The organism is Paraburkholderia sp. TE9906, from assembly GCF_056279605.1.
The window spans coordinates 201,778-217,532 of sequence record NZ_JBWCCT010000010.1 but is presented as its reverse complement, the minus strand read 5'-3'; the positions used below and the strand labels follow the sequence as shown (position 1 = coordinate 217,532).

At 62.8% G+C, this 15,755-nt stretch carries 15 protein-coding genes; all 15 read left to right on the top strand.

The window, feature by feature from the left end:
- The first annotated feature begins 3 nt into the window (after window positions 1-3).
- Window positions 4-1,503: an amidohydrolase family protein gene (locus ACZ9H4_RS26230; RefSeq protein WP_408152325.1), complete on the top strand. Its 1,500-nt coding sequence runs from the start codon at window positions 4-6 to the stop codon at window positions 1,501-1,503.
- 25 nt (window positions 1,504-1,528) lie between these two features.
- Window positions 1,529-1,657, top strand: coding sequence for a hypothetical protein (locus ACZ9H4_RS26225; protein WP_408152324.1), 129 nt, complete (start codon window positions 1,529-1,531; stop codon window positions 1,655-1,657).
- Window positions 1,658-2,164: 507 nt separating this feature from the next.
- Window positions 2,165-3,235, top strand: a complete 1,071-nt coding sequence (locus ACZ9H4_RS26220; RefSeq protein WP_408323345.1) for an ABC transporter substrate-binding protein — start codon at window positions 2,165-2,167, stop codon at window positions 3,233-3,235.
- A complete protein-coding gene (locus ACZ9H4_RS26215) occupies window positions 3,232-4,065 on the top strand; it encodes an ABC transporter ATP-binding protein (RefSeq protein WP_408147317.1) in 834 nt (277 codons plus the stop codon). Before ACZ9H4_RS26220 ends, ACZ9H4_RS26215 begins: the two co-directional genes overlap by 4 nt.
- Window positions 4,066-4,077: 12 nt before the next feature.
- Window positions 4,078-4,908 (top strand): ABC transporter permease, encoded by an 831-nt coding sequence (locus ACZ9H4_RS26210; protein WP_408147315.1) that lies wholly within the window; start codon window positions 4,078-4,080, stop codon window positions 4,906-4,908.
- Between the two features lie 70 nt (window positions 4,909-4,978).
- Window positions 4,979-5,911, top strand: coding sequence for an acetamidase/formamidase family protein (locus ACZ9H4_RS26205; protein ID WP_408147313.1), 933 nt, complete (start codon window positions 4,979-4,981; stop codon window positions 5,909-5,911).
- Window positions 5,912-6,064: 153 nt separating this feature from the next.
- Complete coding sequence (locus ACZ9H4_RS26200) at window positions 6,065-6,436, top strand: FmdB family zinc ribbon protein (protein ID WP_408152322.1); 372 nt, start codon at window positions 6,065-6,067, stop codon at window positions 6,434-6,436.
- Window positions 6,437-6,747: 311 nt separating this feature from the next.
- Window positions 6,748-7,698 (top strand): oxidoreductase, encoded by a 951-nt coding sequence (locus ACZ9H4_RS26195; protein ID WP_408152321.1) that lies wholly within the window; start codon window positions 6,748-6,750, stop codon window positions 7,696-7,698.
- Between the two features lie 92 nt (window positions 7,699-7,790).
- Complete coding sequence (locus ACZ9H4_RS26190; protein WP_408147309.1) at window positions 7,791-7,988, top strand: tautomerase family protein; 198 nt, start codon at window positions 7,791-7,793, stop codon at window positions 7,986-7,988.
- Between the two features lie 830 nt (window positions 7,989-8,818).
- Window positions 8,819-9,919, top strand: coding sequence for a porin (locus tag ACZ9H4_RS26185; protein ID WP_408152319.1), 1,101 nt, complete (start codon window positions 8,819-8,821; stop codon window positions 9,917-9,919).
- Window positions 9,920-10,033: 114 nt separating this feature from the next.
- Window positions 10,034-10,765, top strand: a complete 732-nt coding sequence (locus ACZ9H4_RS26180) for a TenA family transcriptional regulator (RefSeq protein WP_408147304.1) — start codon at window positions 10,034-10,036, stop codon at window positions 10,763-10,765.
- 151 nt (window positions 10,766-10,916) lie between these two features.
- The gene (locus ACZ9H4_RS26175; protein ID WP_408152318.1) at window positions 10,917-12,371 is read left to right on the top strand and encodes an aldehyde dehydrogenase family protein; all 1,455 of its coding nucleotides are present in this window, start codon (window positions 10,917-10,919) and stop codon (window positions 12,369-12,371) included.
- Window positions 12,372-12,405: 34 nt separating this feature from the next.
- On the top strand, window positions 12,406-12,885 hold the full coding sequence (locus tag ACZ9H4_RS26170) for a GlcG/HbpS family heme-binding protein (protein WP_408147300.1): 480 nt from the start codon (window positions 12,406-12,408) through the stop codon (window positions 12,883-12,885).
- Window positions 12,886-12,904: 19 nt separating this feature from the next.
- Window positions 12,905-13,921, top strand: a complete 1,017-nt coding sequence (locus tag ACZ9H4_RS26165; protein WP_408152317.1) for a 2Fe-2S iron-sulfur cluster-binding protein — start codon at window positions 12,905-12,907, stop codon at window positions 13,919-13,921.
- 248 nt (window positions 13,922-14,169) lie between these two features.
- Entirely contained in the window at window positions 14,170-15,744 is a 1,575-nt protein-coding gene (locus ACZ9H4_RS26160) for a hypothetical protein (protein ID WP_408147297.1), read from the top strand.
- Window positions 15,745-15,755: the final 11 nt, after the last annotated feature.

Below are 15,755 nucleotides of genomic sequence, written 5' to 3'. Positions count from 1 at the left end.
ACCGTGCGCAAGATACTCTCCAACGTCAGGGCACTACACGGCACCGAACAGCGTTATGAGCCGCGACGCGTCGACGTCGTGATCGAAGGCGAGCGCATCGCCGCTATCGTGCCGGGCGGCAGCGCGACCGACGGCGAATGCATACCGCTCGACGACTGCCTGCTGGTGCCGGGGCTCATCAACGGCCATCAACATTCGCACGAGCATTTTCACAAGGGACGGCTCGAAAACCTGCCGCTCGAGTTGTGGATGCACTACGTGCGCGCGCCGCGCCCCGTGAAGCTGACGCCGCGCCAAATCTATTTGCGAACGTTGATCGGCGCGCTCGAATCGCTGCGCAGCGGCGCAACCACACTGGTCGACGACGTGAGCCTCGGTCAGGCCATTGACCCCGCCGCCGTCGACGCCATCTTCCAGGCATACGAGGACGCGGGGATTCGCGCGCTCGTGGGGTTCTCGATGATGGATCGCGCGATCGTTGATAACTTCCCGGAGGTCGACAGCATTTTCCCGCCCGCGCTGCTTGCGCAACTACGTGCGCAGCCGCGGCCCTCTCCCGATGCGTTCTTCGCGCTGCTGGAAAGCGAGTTGGCGCATCGCCATCCCCAGCATGATCGGGTGGGCATGCTGATCGCCCCTTCCGCACCGCAGCGCTGCACGCCAGAATTTCTCGCGCGTTGCCGCGAATTCGCCGACACGCATGATCTGCCGGTCATCATCCACGTTCAGGAAACGCGCTTGCAGGTGGCAACGGCGCAAGCCTTCTACGGCAAGTCCATGGTGATGCGCCTTGCCGAACTGGAATTTCTGCGGCCAGGCACGTCGCTGATCCACGCGGTCTGGTTGTCGGATGCTGAGATCGCCAGTCTGGCTCAATCGGGTGCGAGCGTTCAGCACAATCCATGGAGCAATCTCATGCTCGGCTCGGGCATTCAACCAGTGCGAGCGCTGCTCGATGCGGGTGTCAACGTGAGTCTCGGCTCCGACGGCTGCGCGTCGACGGTCACCACCAATATGCTCAACGTGCTTGGCAGCGCCGCAGCGGTGTCGAAGATACGCGGCGACGATTATTCGCGCTGGTTGTCCGCGGCTGAAGCGCTGCATGCGGGGACAATTGGCGGCGCGACGGCGCTCGGACTAGGCAGCAAGCTCGGTGTAATCAAGCCGGGTTATAGCGCCGACCTGGTCGCTTACCGGACTGACGCGATCAGCTTCACGCCGCTCACCGATCCGGTGCGGCAACTGGTGTATGCCGAGCGCGGCGCCGCTATCGACAGCGTGTTTGTTGCGGGCGAGGCAGTCATGCGCAACGGACGACTCACGTGTGTCGATGAAGGCGCGCTGCTGCGGGAGATCAACGCCGCTTACCATGCGCTGGGCGCGGAGTTCGACCTCGCGGATGAATCCGTCGCGCCGCTGCGTGCGGAGATGGAGAAAGTCTACGCGCGCGCCCAGCTGCTGCAGGCCGACTGGCAACCTCATACAGCGAAGCTGCCCGGTTGATGGTGCGCTTGCGGGCGCGATAGATATGGAGCGCGCACAGCCGCGCACCGAGCGTCTCCTCGACGTCGCGCACAAGCGGGACGAATACGTCGCGCTCGCGCAGCTCGACGCGTGCGATGCATTTCTCGCGCGGCTGATCGGCGGGTTGCAGTAGTGCGTCTTACGCTTCATTCGGCGAGCAGTCCACTTCATCGCGAGTTGTTCGGTCTCGCGTGACGGCTCGCCGAACTCTCCGCTAATTTGACAGCGCCAGCCCAAAGTATCGCCGTGAGCCTCGCGACATTATCGAATGCCGGTTTCCCGTGCATCGTCGCACCATTGGCGTGCTGTAACGCGAATGTACGCGCGAAGTGGTGCACCCCCGGCGCTTGCGCAGGTCGTTCGCGTGGCCTTGTTTGCTTCGCGTGAAATGTGAGCAATCCCACTTCCGTCGGAGGTTCGCAAGGATCGACGAACTCCATACGCACGGCATCGCGCCGATTGGCATAGCCGTTGCTTAAAGCTTCGCCGAGGTTCGCTGTGCACGGCGAGCGTCAAACAACACTTCCGTTGTCCTGGACAAAGGCGTCCTGGATGACACCGGCCAAAAAGGTCCGACATCAGCGCGTCTGATGCCGGACCTTTTTTGTTTTGCGCTCTCATTATTGTCGGAGTCGAAGCAATGAAAAGACGTGCGTTTTCAACAGATGGTCTGGGCTCTGCTACCGGTGCTGTGCCCCCGCTCGGGCGTGTTCTGCTCGCTACGCTCAGCGCCTGCGCTATTGGGTTCGCTCACCCCGCTTACGCGGCACCGCTGCAACCCATCGAATTTTCCGAAGCCGTGCATAACCTTGGTTACATCGACCTTTACGTTGCACAGCACGCGAAGCTGTTCGAGAAGTACGGGCTGACGGTGCACCTCACCGCAGCCGGTGGGGACACGCAGGCTTTTGCCGCGGTACTCGGCAAGACCGCGCAGTTCGCCGTGGGCGATCCGACCATGGTGGAGATGTCTCGCGAGCGCGGCGGACCGGGCATGGTCGTCGGGACGCTGGTGCAGCGAGCACATTACTTTGGCGTATCGAAGACCGTGGCGCCTATCACCGATCCCAAGGCTTTCAAAGGCCTGACCCTGGTCACGTCGCCGGATCCGAATACCGAGTACAGCGTCACGAAGAAACTGCTGCAGGACAATCACCTGAAAGTCGGTACGGACGCGAAGATCGTCGAAGTCACCCCCGGCACGGAGATCGGCGCCATGCTCGCGGGCCGCGCCGACATCGCGTTCGCGCAGCAGCCAATGGTGGCGGCGGCGATGGCGCAAGGGGCGAAAGTGGTATTCGACTTCTCGAGCTACATGGGTCCGTTCTGCAATACGGGCATCATGGTTCTGCCCGAGTATGCCAAAGCCCATCCCGAGATCGTGCAGTCTCTCGTGAACGCACTCGAAGAAGCCGCGCGTCTTACGTATGCCAAGCCCGACTACGCGAAGGAAGTTGCCCGCGCGGAGTTCCCGGACCTGCCGCCCGAGGTAGTGAACAAGGCAATCGACATGGAGTTGCAGTACAAGATCCCGGCGCAGACGCTGCCGGTCGATCGGCAGCAGTGGGACAAGCTGATATCGATGCAGAAGTACCTGGGCAATGTACAAGGGACGCTGTCCTACAACGACGTGATCGACAACACCTTTTCCAGCAAAGCGGTTAAAACCGCCGTGGCAGGTGCAGGCGTCACGGTGGCGGGGTCCAAATGAAGGTAGCGGGTGCGGAAGCGCCTCCAGCGCAGGCGGGCGGGCCGTCCCGCCCGCCTGCGCCGCTGGTTGCGCGCGGGGTCGGTAAAGCATATGGCGAAGACGACGGCGAGTTGAATCAGGTCATCGGTGATATTTCCTTCAGCCTGCGCGCCGGGGAAATTGTCAGCCTGGTGGGCCCCTCCGGTTGCGGCAAGACCACGCTGCTGAACCTGATGAGCGGTCTTACACAACCGACGCGTGGCGCGGTGCTGTGGCACGGCCAGGCGCTGGAAGACGTCCCCAAGGGCATCGGCTACATGTTGCAGAAGGACATGCTGATGCCGTGGCGCAACGTGTTGGCCAACGTCACACTTGGCCTCGAACTGACCGGAATGCCGCGCGCGCATCGCGAGAAAAAAGCGCATGCGATGCTCGGCAAGGTCGGACTCGGACCGTACTACAACTACTACCCTTCGGCTCTATCGGGCGGCATGCGTGCGCGCGTTGCGCTCGCGCGCACGCTGGTGACCGACCCCGAGGTGATGCTGCTCGACGAGCCGTTCGCCGCGCTCGACTTCCAGACGAAACTGGTGCTGGAGAGCGACATGGCCCGGCTGGTCAGGGGCCAAGGTCGGTCCGTCCTGCTGATCACACACGACGTCGAGGAGGCGGTCTCATTGTCGGACCGTGTGATCGTCCTCACCCATCGTCCGTCCCGCATTAAGGCGATCCACGAAATCAACCTGGATTGCGACCGCAACGACATGATGGCCGCCCGCGATGCTGCGGGCTTCACCGCCCACGTGCGCGAGATCTGGTCCCAGCTCGACGTGCGCATGGGCGACCGTTGAGAAGGAACCCGCGTGCAAGAAAACCGCTCCCCGGCCCCCCCGTATGCGCCGGCATCCGTCAAATGGCGCAGGCTGGTGCGCCGCTGCCGCGGCAAGCTCGTCGTGGCCGCCTGTCAGATCGCCCTACTCGCTGCCCTGCTCGCCCTGTGGCAAGTTGCGACCTCGAGTCAGGCGCTCGCCTTCCTGTTCGGTTCGCCCAGCCAGATCTGGGGCTACCTGGTCAAGATGCAGCAGGACGGCAGTCTCGTGCACGACGCCGGCGTGACTGGCATGGAAACGCTGCTCGGCTTTCTGTTCGGCAATGTCATCGGCACCGTGCTCGGCTTGTCGCTCTGGTATTCGCGCTTCGTCTCGAAGGTCATGCAGCCGTTCATCGTTGCGCTGGGCTCGATTCCGATCGTCGCACTCGCGCCCATCGTCATCATCTGGTTCGGTACCGGACTCGGCTCGAAGCTCGCCATGTCGACGCTATCCGTCGTGGTGGTCGCGCTGGTCACCGCGTACAAGGGGGCGACCAGCGTCGATGACGACCAGATCAATCAGATGCGCACGCTCGGCGCGACCAAGCGGCAGACTTTCCGCAAGCTGGTGATCCCCGCCTCGCTGCGCGACATCTTCGCGGGCCTCAGGCTCACGGTCGGCTTTGCGTTGATTGGTGCCATCGTCGGCGAGTTCATGTCTTCAGACGACGGGCTCGGCCATGCCATCTTCAAGGCGGGCAGCCTCTACATCATCCCCAAAGTGTTTGCCGGCGTGGTGGTAACCATCGCACTCGCGCTCTTCCTATCGTTTCTCGTCGGTCGGCTCGAGCGATTCCTCATGCCCTGGCACAAGTTTGATTGAGTTAAGCCATCCGCGGCGACGTTGCCGGCGGCCGGCATTCAGCAACCCCTGAAGGAGTACGCAGCATCCTATGAGCACGCTATCCAGCCATCACCAGATCATCCGCAAAGATGACCTGAAGTACGCACTGTCCGCTACCGACGGTTTCATCGCCGAAGTCTCGCCTGGCGAAACCTTCGAGGTCGAAACCGAATTGAACATTGGCGGCCACCTGATCACGCAGCTCGACGAAAAGCTGGACGAGTCGAAAGTGAAGCTTCCGTTCGTCAATCCAGCCACCGGGCCCGTGCGCCTGCGCGGCGCGAAGCCCGGCGACATGGTCGTGATCGACGTCCTCGAAGTTGGCGTGCACGGTCTTGGTTATACCGCCCTGTGGCCGGGTATCGGCATTTTTCCCGATTGGGTCCGCAAGAAAGAATTCGGCATCCAGAATCGCAACGTCGTCGTCGAAAATGGCATTGTTCACTGGAGCGACTCGCTCAAGCTGGAAGCCAAGCCCATGATCGGCGTGATCGGTGTGGCCCCGGTGGCGGGCGGCACGCTCACCGTCGACAACGGCACCCACGGTGGCAACCTGGACATCCAGGAAGTCACGAACGGCAATCGCATCATGTTTCCGGTGTTCCATGAAGGCGCGTATCTGTATTTCGGCGACGTGCACGCGTTGCAGGGCGATGCCGAGTGTAACGGCATGGGCGCAATCGAAATTCGTGGCCACCTGAAGCTCAAGGTCGATCTCGTGCGCGCACCGAGCCGCATGACCTGGCCGCGCATCGAGACACCGACGCACATCTGTACGGTCGGCTGCGCGCGGCCGCTCGACGACGCGCTGCGTATCGCGTTCGAGGAAATGGTCTATTGGCTGGAGGAGGGCTACGGCATTCCGGGTGCCGAAGCCTACATGCTGCTCGGCCAGATCGCGGAAGCGCGCTGTACCCAGATGGTGAATCCGAAATACACCTATATCTGTAAGGTCGACAAAAAGTACTTGCCCAAGCGTTGAGGAAATGACATCGGGTCACCCACTAATCTCGAGTCGGTGTTCCTGTCCGCCCCGTCGTATCGGGCGGCTTCCCCGGCTCGCGACGCTTGCGCACCCGGTTGCGTCAGCGTCGCCGCGCGCGGGCATGGCCGGCCTGGCGCGGACGATCGTGCCGTGAACACCATCGATTCCCGAACGGTTACGGCCCGCGTAACTGGCATGCGCCAGTCTGTTGCAGAACTTCTTATTTCGAGGAAAGAGGAAAGAAAGGCCATGCCGATTTATCCCTATCGTTGTGAAACCTGTGGCGCGTTCTCCGTCATGCGTGCCGTCGCCGAACGCGACGCGATCTGTACTTGCCCCACGTGTAGCGCTATTGCGCAGCGGATGCTGGCCATGCCTGCGCTGGCCTTTATGTCGTCGGCCGGGAGCGCCGAACGTCAAATCAACGAACGCGCGGTTTACACGCACCAGCATGGAGCGGGGTGCGGCTGCGGGTCAGGCGCACAGTCGAGCACCGGGTTGCCGGCTGGCCGAACGGGTTGACCGCCGGCGCGTTCGCGCGCCCGGCCCGATCCACGGAGTGTCGTGCACGGTGCAGGACGGCTGGCAGCGGAGTGACGCGATGGCCTTCGACTATTCATCTCCGTCCAGGTCATCGGCGTTCGTGATAGCTGACCGGCGATCACGTACAGAAGCGCCTCACCAGCACGCGCCGTGACTTCGGAACGCACCACCCCTCCCGGAGCGCGAACCGGCATCCTCCGCATGCAGTACGCGACCTGGCCGATAGCGACGCCCGCGACTCGCTAATGGTAGTCTCGAAGGCGACTATCACTATGCCGAGCCGAAGCACTATGAACAACCAGTGGACCATCACCGATATTCCGCCGCAGACCGGCAAGCGAGTGCTCATCACCGGAGCGAACAGCGGCATTGGCTACCATGCCGCATTGGTGTTGATGCGCAAAGGTGCGCAAGTCATACTCGCGTGCCGCGATGAACAGCGCGGTAAAGACGCCTTAGCCAGGCTGAACGCTGCCGTGCCCGACGCTCGCGCCGAACTCGCGATTCTCGATCTCGCATCCCTCGAGTCCGTACGCCAGTTCGCACGTAAGGAGCTGGCCAGCCAACGCCACATTCACATTCTGGTCAACAACGCTGGCGTCATGGCGCCGCCAAAACGGCTTGAGACTGCCGACGGCTTCGAGCTCCAGTTCGGCACCAACGTACTCGGCCATTTCGCGTTGACCGCGCTCCTGATGCCCGCTCTCAGACTGGCGGCGGCCGATTCGCCTGATCGACCGCGCATCGTCACGATCGCTTCCATCGCGCACAAACACGGACGCATCGATTTTGACGACCTCCAATCCAGAAAGACCTATTCGCCAATGCAGTCCTATCGGCAATCGAAGCTCGCGGATCTGATGTTTGCGTTCGAGCTCGACCGGCGTTTGCGCGCTGCGAATTCGCGTGTCATGTCGGTTGCCGCTCACCCTGGCGTCGCCAACACGAATCTGTTTCGGGCTGGGGATCGCTCCGCGATTTCAGCAGTTGCTCGCGAGCTTCTTGGTCATGTCATCGGTAGCCTGCTGAATACGGATCATGCCGGCGCCCTGCCGACCCTTTACGCCGCCACTTCGCCTGACGTCAGCGACGGTGGCTACTATGGCCCGCAAGGCTTTCTGGAGGCACGGGGAAGCAGGATTGGAGAAGCGAACGTCGCCAGGCCGGCAAAGGACGCGTCGATTGCCGGCCGACTATGGCAGGTGTGCGAAGAGCTTACGCAGGTAGACTTCCGCCCGTAGCGCGGCCCGGGCCGATCCCGAGGCGAAGATCAAGACGTGCAGTGCCGCCAGGATTCCAACTGCAGTTCCTTACCACCCCATTGGAGTACGTTATGCCGGAAGTCGTTGTTTACGCAGTTGCGGGCCGCTCGGCCGAGCAAAAGAAAGCGCTGATGACGGGGATTACCAAAGCTGTGGTTGACAGCTTCGGTGTCGCCGCCGAACAGGTTGTCGTGCAGATCGTCGAGTCTTCACCAGATTCCAAATCAAGAGGTGGCGTTCCGTTCAGCGAGCGCCAGCGCACGTCTTGAGGTCGTATGAGTTCGCATCGTGACCGGCCTGTATGCGGTGGCGCCGCGGCCGACCGGGCGCGGGCGCAACCCGCCGACGCGCTCAGGTTGAGACCGCTGCGGTTGCATCGACGTATAGCGCGTACAGCTACTGCCCGCAGGCCATGAACAGCCGGTTGTGCGCTGCGCCGCCCGTTGAGTCGACGCAGCTTTGAGTCGACGCAGCTGCTTGATGAAGGCTTCGAATGCCCTGGCGTAGTCCGGATGCCAGCGCGCTAACGCGGAGCGATTCTCTACGATATCGCCTGCCGCCCTTGGAATGCGCAGTTCGTCGATCGAACGCGGCACATCGTCGTCGGGACACAGCATGTCGAAGTCGCCGGCGTCGAGACGCTCGAACATGAAACCGACGGTCTGCTCGGGTGGCCATGCGGTGACGTCCGTTCATGAAGGGCAGCAAGCCATGCTTCATCCGCCTTGCCGTGCCCGATAGAGCTCCCATGGAGCCGCGCACCTGGCACCTCTTCCTGCGTCGCCGGATGAACGAACATGTTCACCTGCCGGGCAGCAATCCCATGACGGTGACGACCGCTGCTTCCGGGTGCGACACACCGATACTTCCCTCGGCCAGCGTTTTCCGATCGTGACGTCAAGTCCTTTCCGCGTGCCTTCTGGAAGAACAATTCACTCTTAAATTCGTTGCCTGGCCGCGAGAGCTCCACACGCTCCTGTCTCGTACCAAAAAACAATTGCGTCTTTTTTGTATACCGCATACTTCCTACCGAATTCAGCGTTTAGTTGTTTCCATCCCCCGCGCCGCGCCCGCCGCCGGCCATTACACAAGGTTTACGATGAAGAAATTCCTGTCTACAGCCGCCGCGATCGGCTGCCTCGGTTCGGCCGGTGCGGCCTACGCGCAAGGCAGCGTCACTCTGTACGGCCTGATCGATACTTCGCTCGGCTACGTCAACAACCAGGGCGGCGGCAGCACATGGGGCGCCTCCAGCGGCACGACGCGCGGCAGCCGGGTCGGCTTTCTCGGCTCCGAAGACCTCGGCGGCGGCACCACGGCCATCTTCCGGCTGGAAAACGGTTTTGACGTGACCGACGGCTCGCTCGGCCAAGGTGGCTTGCTGTTCGGGCGTCAAGCGTACGTGGGTCTTGCCAACGACCGCTGGGGCCAGTTGACTATGGGCCGCCAGTACGAGTCGATGGTCGATTACGTGGCGCAACTCACCGCCGCCGACTGGTCTGTGTACATGGAACATCCCGGCGACATGGATCTGACCAACCGCGGCGTGCGCGTCAATAACGCCGTGCGTTACCAGAACAGCTACGGCGGTTTCACGGGCAGCGCGATGTACAGCTTCGGCGGCGTGGCCGGCAGTTTCGGCGAAAACAGCATGTGGAGCGTGGGCGGCAGCTACGCGCAAGGACCGCTGTATGTCGGCTTCGGCGCCACCTACGCGCGACAGCCGGGCAATCTGTCGCCAGGCACGTTCTGGAAGGACACGAACTCCGCCGTGGGTGCCTACGCGCTTGCTGCGCACTCGTTCCTGACGGCCGGCGGCGGCGCATCGTACAAATTCGGCGCACTCAAGGCCAGTGCCAACATCACCAGCACGAGCTACAAGCAGGGCTTCGAAGGGCAGAACGTGCACTTCATGAACTACGAGGTGAACGGGCTGTACTCCTTTACGCCCGCGCTTTCCGCCGGCCTTGGCGTGACCTACACGGACGGCACCGTCGAGGCGAACGACAGCGATCCCCGCTACCTTCAGTACAACGCGATCGCGCAATACGCGTTGTCCAAGAGCACGCAGGTCTACGCATTCGCCACTTATCAGCACGCGATGACCGCCGGCCTGGTCGCCCAGGTCACGCAGTTCGTCTCGGCGTCGAGCACGCAAAATCAGGCTGCGGCCGGCATCGGCCTGCGTCACGCGTTCTAGCCGCAAAACGATCAGAAAGTGTTGGCACCGCGAAGCGGACAGTATACAGTGTACTGAAATGCACGACGGATCCACTTGGATCAACACCTCCTCTTCACGAACAAGGAGTTTTTTATGGCTGAACTGATGAGCCGCGACGCGTTCCGCGTCGCACTGGAACAAGCGATCAAGGGCAAGAGTGCGAATCAGGCACCGTTCAGCATCGCGTGGGCAAGTGGCAAGCTGAGCCGCGCGCACCTCGCGCGCTGGGCGGAGAACCACTACCACTACGTCGGCCCATTCGCGGATTACCTGGGCTACCTGTATGCCCGCATGCCGGAACACATGACCGAGGCGAAAGACTTCCTGCTCGCCAACATGTACGAGGAAGAGATCGGCGGCGACCGTCACACGGATCTGCTGATCCGTTTCGCGAAAGCATGCGGCACGACGCGCGAACGCGTCACCGATCCGGACAACATGTCGCCCACCACGCGCGGCCTGCAAGGCTGGTGCTACTCGGTGGCGATGCGAGAAGACCCGATCGTTGCGGTCGCCGCGTTGGTGGTGGGTCTCGAATCGCAGGTGCCGTCCATCTATCGCAAGCAGACGCCGACGCTGCGCGAGAAGTACAAGTTCACGGACGAGGAGGTGGAGTTCTTCGACCTGCACATCGTGTCCGACGAAATTCACGGCGAGCGCGGCTACCAGATCGTCCTCGAACACGCGACGACCCCGGAGCTGCAGCAGCGCTGCCTGAAGATTTGCGAAGTGGGCGCGCAGATGCGGCTGCTTTACACGACCGCGCTCTATCACGACTACGTGGAAAAGGAAATCTCGCTGCCGGAACTGGGTCTCGCGGCCTGACGGTTCGATCGGCCCGACGCATGTCGCGTCAGGCCGATTCTCATGGGCTGCGGGCCGCCGGCAACCCGCGGAGGAGTCCGTTCGCCGGGCCGCAATGATGGTCTCGCCGCTTCAGATGAGCTGGTTTCCCCATTTGCAGGACGCAACAATCATGATGAACGCTCCCACCTATTTCAACCATATTGACGGCGAATGGTGCGCCAGCCTGTCCGGTCTCACCTTCGACAACCTTAATCCCGCCGATACGCGCGACCTCGTCGGCCGGTTCCAGGCGTCGAACGCTGCGGACGCGATGGCGGCCGTCAAGGCGGCATCGGCTGCGTTCGCGGGCTGGAAAAAGCTGTCGGTGGCAACACGCGCGAAGTATCTGCTGAAAGCGGCCGATTACCTCGAACAGCACGCCGAGCGTTTCGGCGACGAACTCACCCGCGAGGAAGGCAAGCCGCGCACGCTTGCACGCGACGAATTCATGCGCTCCGCGCAGACGCTGCGCTATTACGCGATCGAAGCGCAATCGTTCGGCGGCGAAACCTTTCCGAACGACGATCCGAAGATGAGCGTCTACACGCTACGCGAACCACTCGGCGTCGTCACGGTGATCAGTCCGTGGAATTTCCCCGTCTCGATCCCCGCGCGCAAAATCGCGCCCGCGCTGGTGTGCGGCAACACGGTGGTGTTCAAGCCGTCGTCCGATGCGCCGCTTGCCGGATTGCGCCTGACCGAAGCATTGATTGAAGCCGGCCTGCCGCGCGGCGTGTTGAACTTCGTCACCGGCAAGGCCGGCGAGGTCGGTCCCGCGATCATCGAGGCGCCGCAAATCCGCGCCATTTCGTTCACCGGTTCGACCGCCGCGGGCGAGCAGATCCATCGCGCCGCGTCGCTATCCACGCGTACGCAGATGGAGTTGGGCGGCAAGAATCCGCTGATCGTGCTGGAAGAAAGCGACGTGCCGCTCGCGGTCGATCTGACGATCAAAGGCGGCTTTTCACTGACCGGCCAGGCATGCACCGGCACGAGCCGCGTACTCGTCACACCCCAAGCCAAGGCGGCGTTCGTCGCGCAACTCGTCGAGAAGACTGCCGCGCTAAAAATCGGCAATGGCATGGAAGCGGACGCCCAGATCGGTCCGCTGGCCACCGCCAGTCAGTTGCACACGGTGCTCGAGTACATCAAAGCCGGCAAGCGCGAAGCGACGCTTGCCGCCGGCGGCGAGCAGTTGATCGACGGCGAACTTGCGCACGGCTACTTTGTCCAGCCGACGGTGTTCATCGACGTGCCGCGCAATGCACGTATCGCCCGTGAGGAGATCTTCGGCCCGGTTATCGCGGTGATCGACGTAGCCGACTACGCCGACGCAATCGCCGTAGCCAACGACACCGAATATGGCCTCTCGGCCGCGCTCGTCACGCGTGACGCCGCGCTGATGGACCGCTTCGCCGGCGACATCGAGGCCGGCACGGTGAAGATCAACCGCACCACCACCGGCAACCTCGTCAATGCGCCTTTCGGCGGACTCAAACGTTCGAGCACGGCTACGTTCCGCGAGTCGGGACGCGACGGCCTCGAGTTCTATCTGCAGACCAAAACCGTCTATCGCGGCGTCTGACGCCACCCGGTCCACCTATTCGTATTCGTCTCTCATGAAACCTTTCTTCAAACTCGAACTGGCTGAAGCCCGTCACATGATTGCCGCGGCCATTGCCCGCTCGCAGGAAATCGGCGTGCTCGAAACCATCTGCATCACGGACGAAGGCGGTTTTCCGCTCGCCATGGAACGCATGGACGGCGGCCGCGTCACCGGTCCGCAAATCGCCTGGAATAAGGCATTTACCGCGGCGGGCCACAAGCGCTCGACGCACCTGTTCAACACTGCGCCGAACGGCCCTGCGCTGCCCGGCAACGAAGCCTTCGGCATTCAATGGAGCTTTGAGGGCAAATTCGCGGTGTTCGTCGGCGGTTTCCCGATCGTTGTCGACAAGCAGGTGGTGGGCGGCATCGGTCTGAGCGGCGGCAACGGCGAGCAGGACACCGCCGCGGGGCTCGCCGGCCTTGCCGCGCTGCGCGACCTGCTGCGCGACTCGGGCCGCGAGGTTCTCGTTCAAAGCGATATCAAGCTGTAACTGACGCAGAGGTAGCGCCGTGAATCATCAGGTTACCTGGATCGAGGAAGCATGCACGTTCGATGCCGCGGATGGCGAGACCGTGCTCGACGCGGCCGTTCGCGCCGGTGTGATGCTGCCCTCCGAATGCTGTTTCGGCGCGTGCGGCACCTGCCGCGTCAAGCTGCTGAGCGGCTCGGTGCGCTACGACGAGATGCCGCCGGGACTCTCCGAACAGGAGGCGGCTGAAGGCTATGCGCTCGCTTGCCAGGCCCGCGCCACGTCTTCGCTTGTCGTCAGTACGGACCGTCCGCTTGCATCGCCGGTGCCGGCCGCCCGGCATCGCGCGTCGGTGGTTGCATTGGAGGACGCCGCCACCCATGTGGTCACGCTCACGCTTGCCATCGATGGACAGGAGCGCATCGCGTTCAGGCCAGGACAATACATGCACGTGCATCTCGGCGAAGTCGGCGTGCGCAGCTTTTCGATGGCCTCGTCTCCAAACGGGGCGACCGTTGCCTTTCACATTCGCAGGATCGAAGGCGGCTATTTCACGGGCGAGCGCCTGGCAACGCTCGCGGTCGGCGACACCCTCGACGTGGAGTTGCCGCTCGGCGGCTTTGGCTATCACGCAGAGGACTACCGCCCGATCGTGATGATCGCGACCGGCACAGGCATCGCCCCGCTCTACGCGATGCTCGGCGAACTGCTCGCCGATCCGGACCGTCCGCCCATCGCGCTGTTCTGGGGCGGACGCACGCCGCAAGATCTGTATCTGCACGATACGCTCGTGGCGCTCGCCGCACAGCACGACGACTTCGACTACACGCCGGTGCTGTCGCGAGCGGATGAGACATGGACCGGCGCGCGAGGATATGTGCAGCAGGCAGTCGCCACGCAGTTTCCCGACCTGTCCGAGCATGCGGTCTACGCGTGCGGTTCGCCAGACATGATCGCCTCGGCCAAACGCGCGTTCGCCGAACTTGGCGTGAGCGCCCGTTATTTTTACGCCGACGGATTCACGTTCCAGCAGGCCGAGTCAGACGCGCAGGCCTGAGCGTCGATGGTCCGACGGGCCTGGCGGACCGCGTCGCGCTACGGATCAGCGTCGGCAAAGCAAAACAGAGACCAACTCGCGGCGGGCGACGTCGTATTTTGTTAGTCATCCGTAATAATTTGCAACTGAGCCGGACTGACAGCCAATTCCACAGAAAGAAAAAAAGCCCGCATTTTTGACACGCATCAAGCTGCACATAGCATACCGATCAACCGCTCTTATCTCTCTTACAAACAGAGGTTCCCCCCATGCACCTCCTCTCGTCACTTACACCGGCCCATTACTGTTATTTGATAGGCGTGGTTGCCATCATCGCGACAATGATCTTCCGGGCCAATGTGGTCGTACCCGCGATTCTCGCTACCTTTGCGGTGGCCGTCGCCTCGTCGGGCAAACTGTTGACTGGCCTGCAGGCCATTTTCATGGGCAGCCTCACCGCCGCGCACGAACTCTTCAACATTTTCCTCGTGATCGCGCTGATGACGGCGCTGCTCAACGGCCTGCGCGAAATCGGCGCCGACGTGCGCATGGTCCGGCCGTTCAAACGGATCATGGTCAATGGACACGTGGCGTTTTTCATCCTCGCGTTGATCACGTACCTGATCTCGCTGTTCTTCTGGCCGACGCCGGCGGTGCCGCTGGTAGGCGCCATTCTGATTCCCGCTGCGATCTACGCTGGCCTCTCGCCGCTGGGCGCTGCGGCCGCCATCGCGATCGCCGGCCAGGGCATGGCGCTCTCGTCGGATTACGTGATCAAGGTCGCGCCCGGAATCAGTGCGAAGGCTGCCGGCGCCGACATGCTGACTGTCGCCAACACGGCCTTTCTGCTTTCGATCGTGGCAGGCGCGGTCGCGCTCGGCATGACCTGGTTCATGACCGTGCGGCGCAGCGTGCGCAAACCCGGCGCGGCAAATCTGATCTCGTGGGAAGCGCAAGGCGAATCTGGCACGGCGGAACCCGCGCCGCAGTTGCACCAGGGCAGCTTCGCCAAGGCTGAACTGGCCCGCAGCACGAGCGGTGGACACCTGAACGAACCGCAGCCGGCGCTCGCCTCGGCGGGCGGCGGCGCAGCGCTGACCATGCCGGGCATGATCGGCGGCGCCGCGATGTCGCGCCATGAAATGTGGTCCAAGACCTTCTCGGTCGTTACGCCGCTCGCGTTTCTTGCCGTCGTGATTGTCATGACGCGCCCGCAGATCATCGGCGCTGACACGATCCGTGGCGGCGACGCAGCCGCGCTGATCGGCGGGGTGGCCGCGATCCTCATGATGTTGACGACGCTGTCGAGCGGTCGCCGCGGCTTTCTCGATCGCACGGCGGAACACATCATCGACGGCCTCGTGTTCGCATTCAAGGCGATGGGCGCGGTGTTGCCGATTGCCGGCTTCTTCTTCGTCGGCGACAGCAGCACGGCGGGCACGATTCTCGGCATTGCGCCGGGCCAGCATGTGCCTTCGCTGCTGTTCGAACTGGTCCAGGCGTGTAGCCAGTTCATTCCGCAAAGCCCGGTCTTCGTGTCATTCGGCGTGCTGCTGACGGGCATGGTGACCGGTATTGACGGCTCCGGTTTCGCGGGGCTGCCGCTCACGGGTTCGCTCTCCGGCGCACTTGCACCGATGGCGCACATGCCCGCGGCCACGCTTGCCGCGATCGGACAGATGGGCGCGGTGTGGACGGGCGGTGGCACGCTGATCGCGTGGTCCTCGCTGATCGCGGTGACTGGCTTCGCCCGTGTTCCCGTACTCGAAGCGGTGCGCGCGCTGTTCCTGCCGGTCATTTGCGGGCTGATCGCGGCTACCGTCGTCGCAATTGCAATCAGTTGAAGGAACACATT

What these genes read in the sequence shown, in the direction of transcription:
- ACZ9H4_RS26195 (WP_408152321.1), top strand. Translation starts at nt 6,748, where the DNA reads ATGAACAACCAGTGGACCATCACCGATATTCCGCCGCAGACCGGCAAG.
- ACZ9H4_RS26170 (WP_408147300.1), top strand. Translation starts at nt 12,406, where the DNA reads ATGAAACCTTTCTTCAAACTCGAACTGGCTGAAGCCCGTCACATGATT.
- ACZ9H4_RS26180 (WP_408147304.1), top strand. Translation starts at nt 10,034, where the DNA reads ATGGCTGAACTGATGAGCCGCGACGCGTTCCGCGTCGCACTGGAACAA.
- ACZ9H4_RS26175 (WP_408152318.1), top strand. Translation starts at nt 10,917, where the DNA reads ATGATGAACGCTCCCACCTATTTCAACCATATTGACGGCGAATGGTGC.
- ACZ9H4_RS26205 (WP_408147313.1), top strand. Translation starts at nt 4,979, where the DNA reads ATGAGCACGCTATCCAGCCATCACCAGATCATCCGCAAAGATGACCTG.
- ACZ9H4_RS26215 (WP_408147317.1), top strand. Translation starts at nt 3,232, where the DNA reads ATGAAGGTAGCGGGTGCGGAAGCGCCTCCAGCGCAGGCGGGCGGGCCG.
- ACZ9H4_RS26185 (WP_408152319.1), top strand. Translation starts at nt 8,819, where the DNA reads ATGAAGAAATTCCTGTCTACAGCCGCCGCGATCGGCTGCCTCGGTTCG.
- ACZ9H4_RS26220 (WP_408323345.1), top strand. Translation starts at nt 2,165, where the DNA reads ATGAAAAGACGTGCGTTTTCAACAGATGGTCTGGGCTCTGCTACCGGT.
- ACZ9H4_RS26225 (WP_408152324.1), top strand. Translation starts at nt 1,529, where the DNA reads ATGGAGCGCGCACAGCCGCGCACCGAGCGTCTCCTCGACGTCGCGCAC.
- ACZ9H4_RS26190 (WP_408147309.1), top strand. Translation starts at nt 7,791, where the DNA reads ATGCCGGAAGTCGTTGTTTACGCAGTTGCGGGCCGCTCGGCCGAGCAA.
- ACZ9H4_RS26160 (WP_408147297.1), top strand. Translation starts at nt 14,170, where the DNA reads ATGCACCTCCTCTCGTCACTTACACCGGCCCATTACTGTTATTTGATA.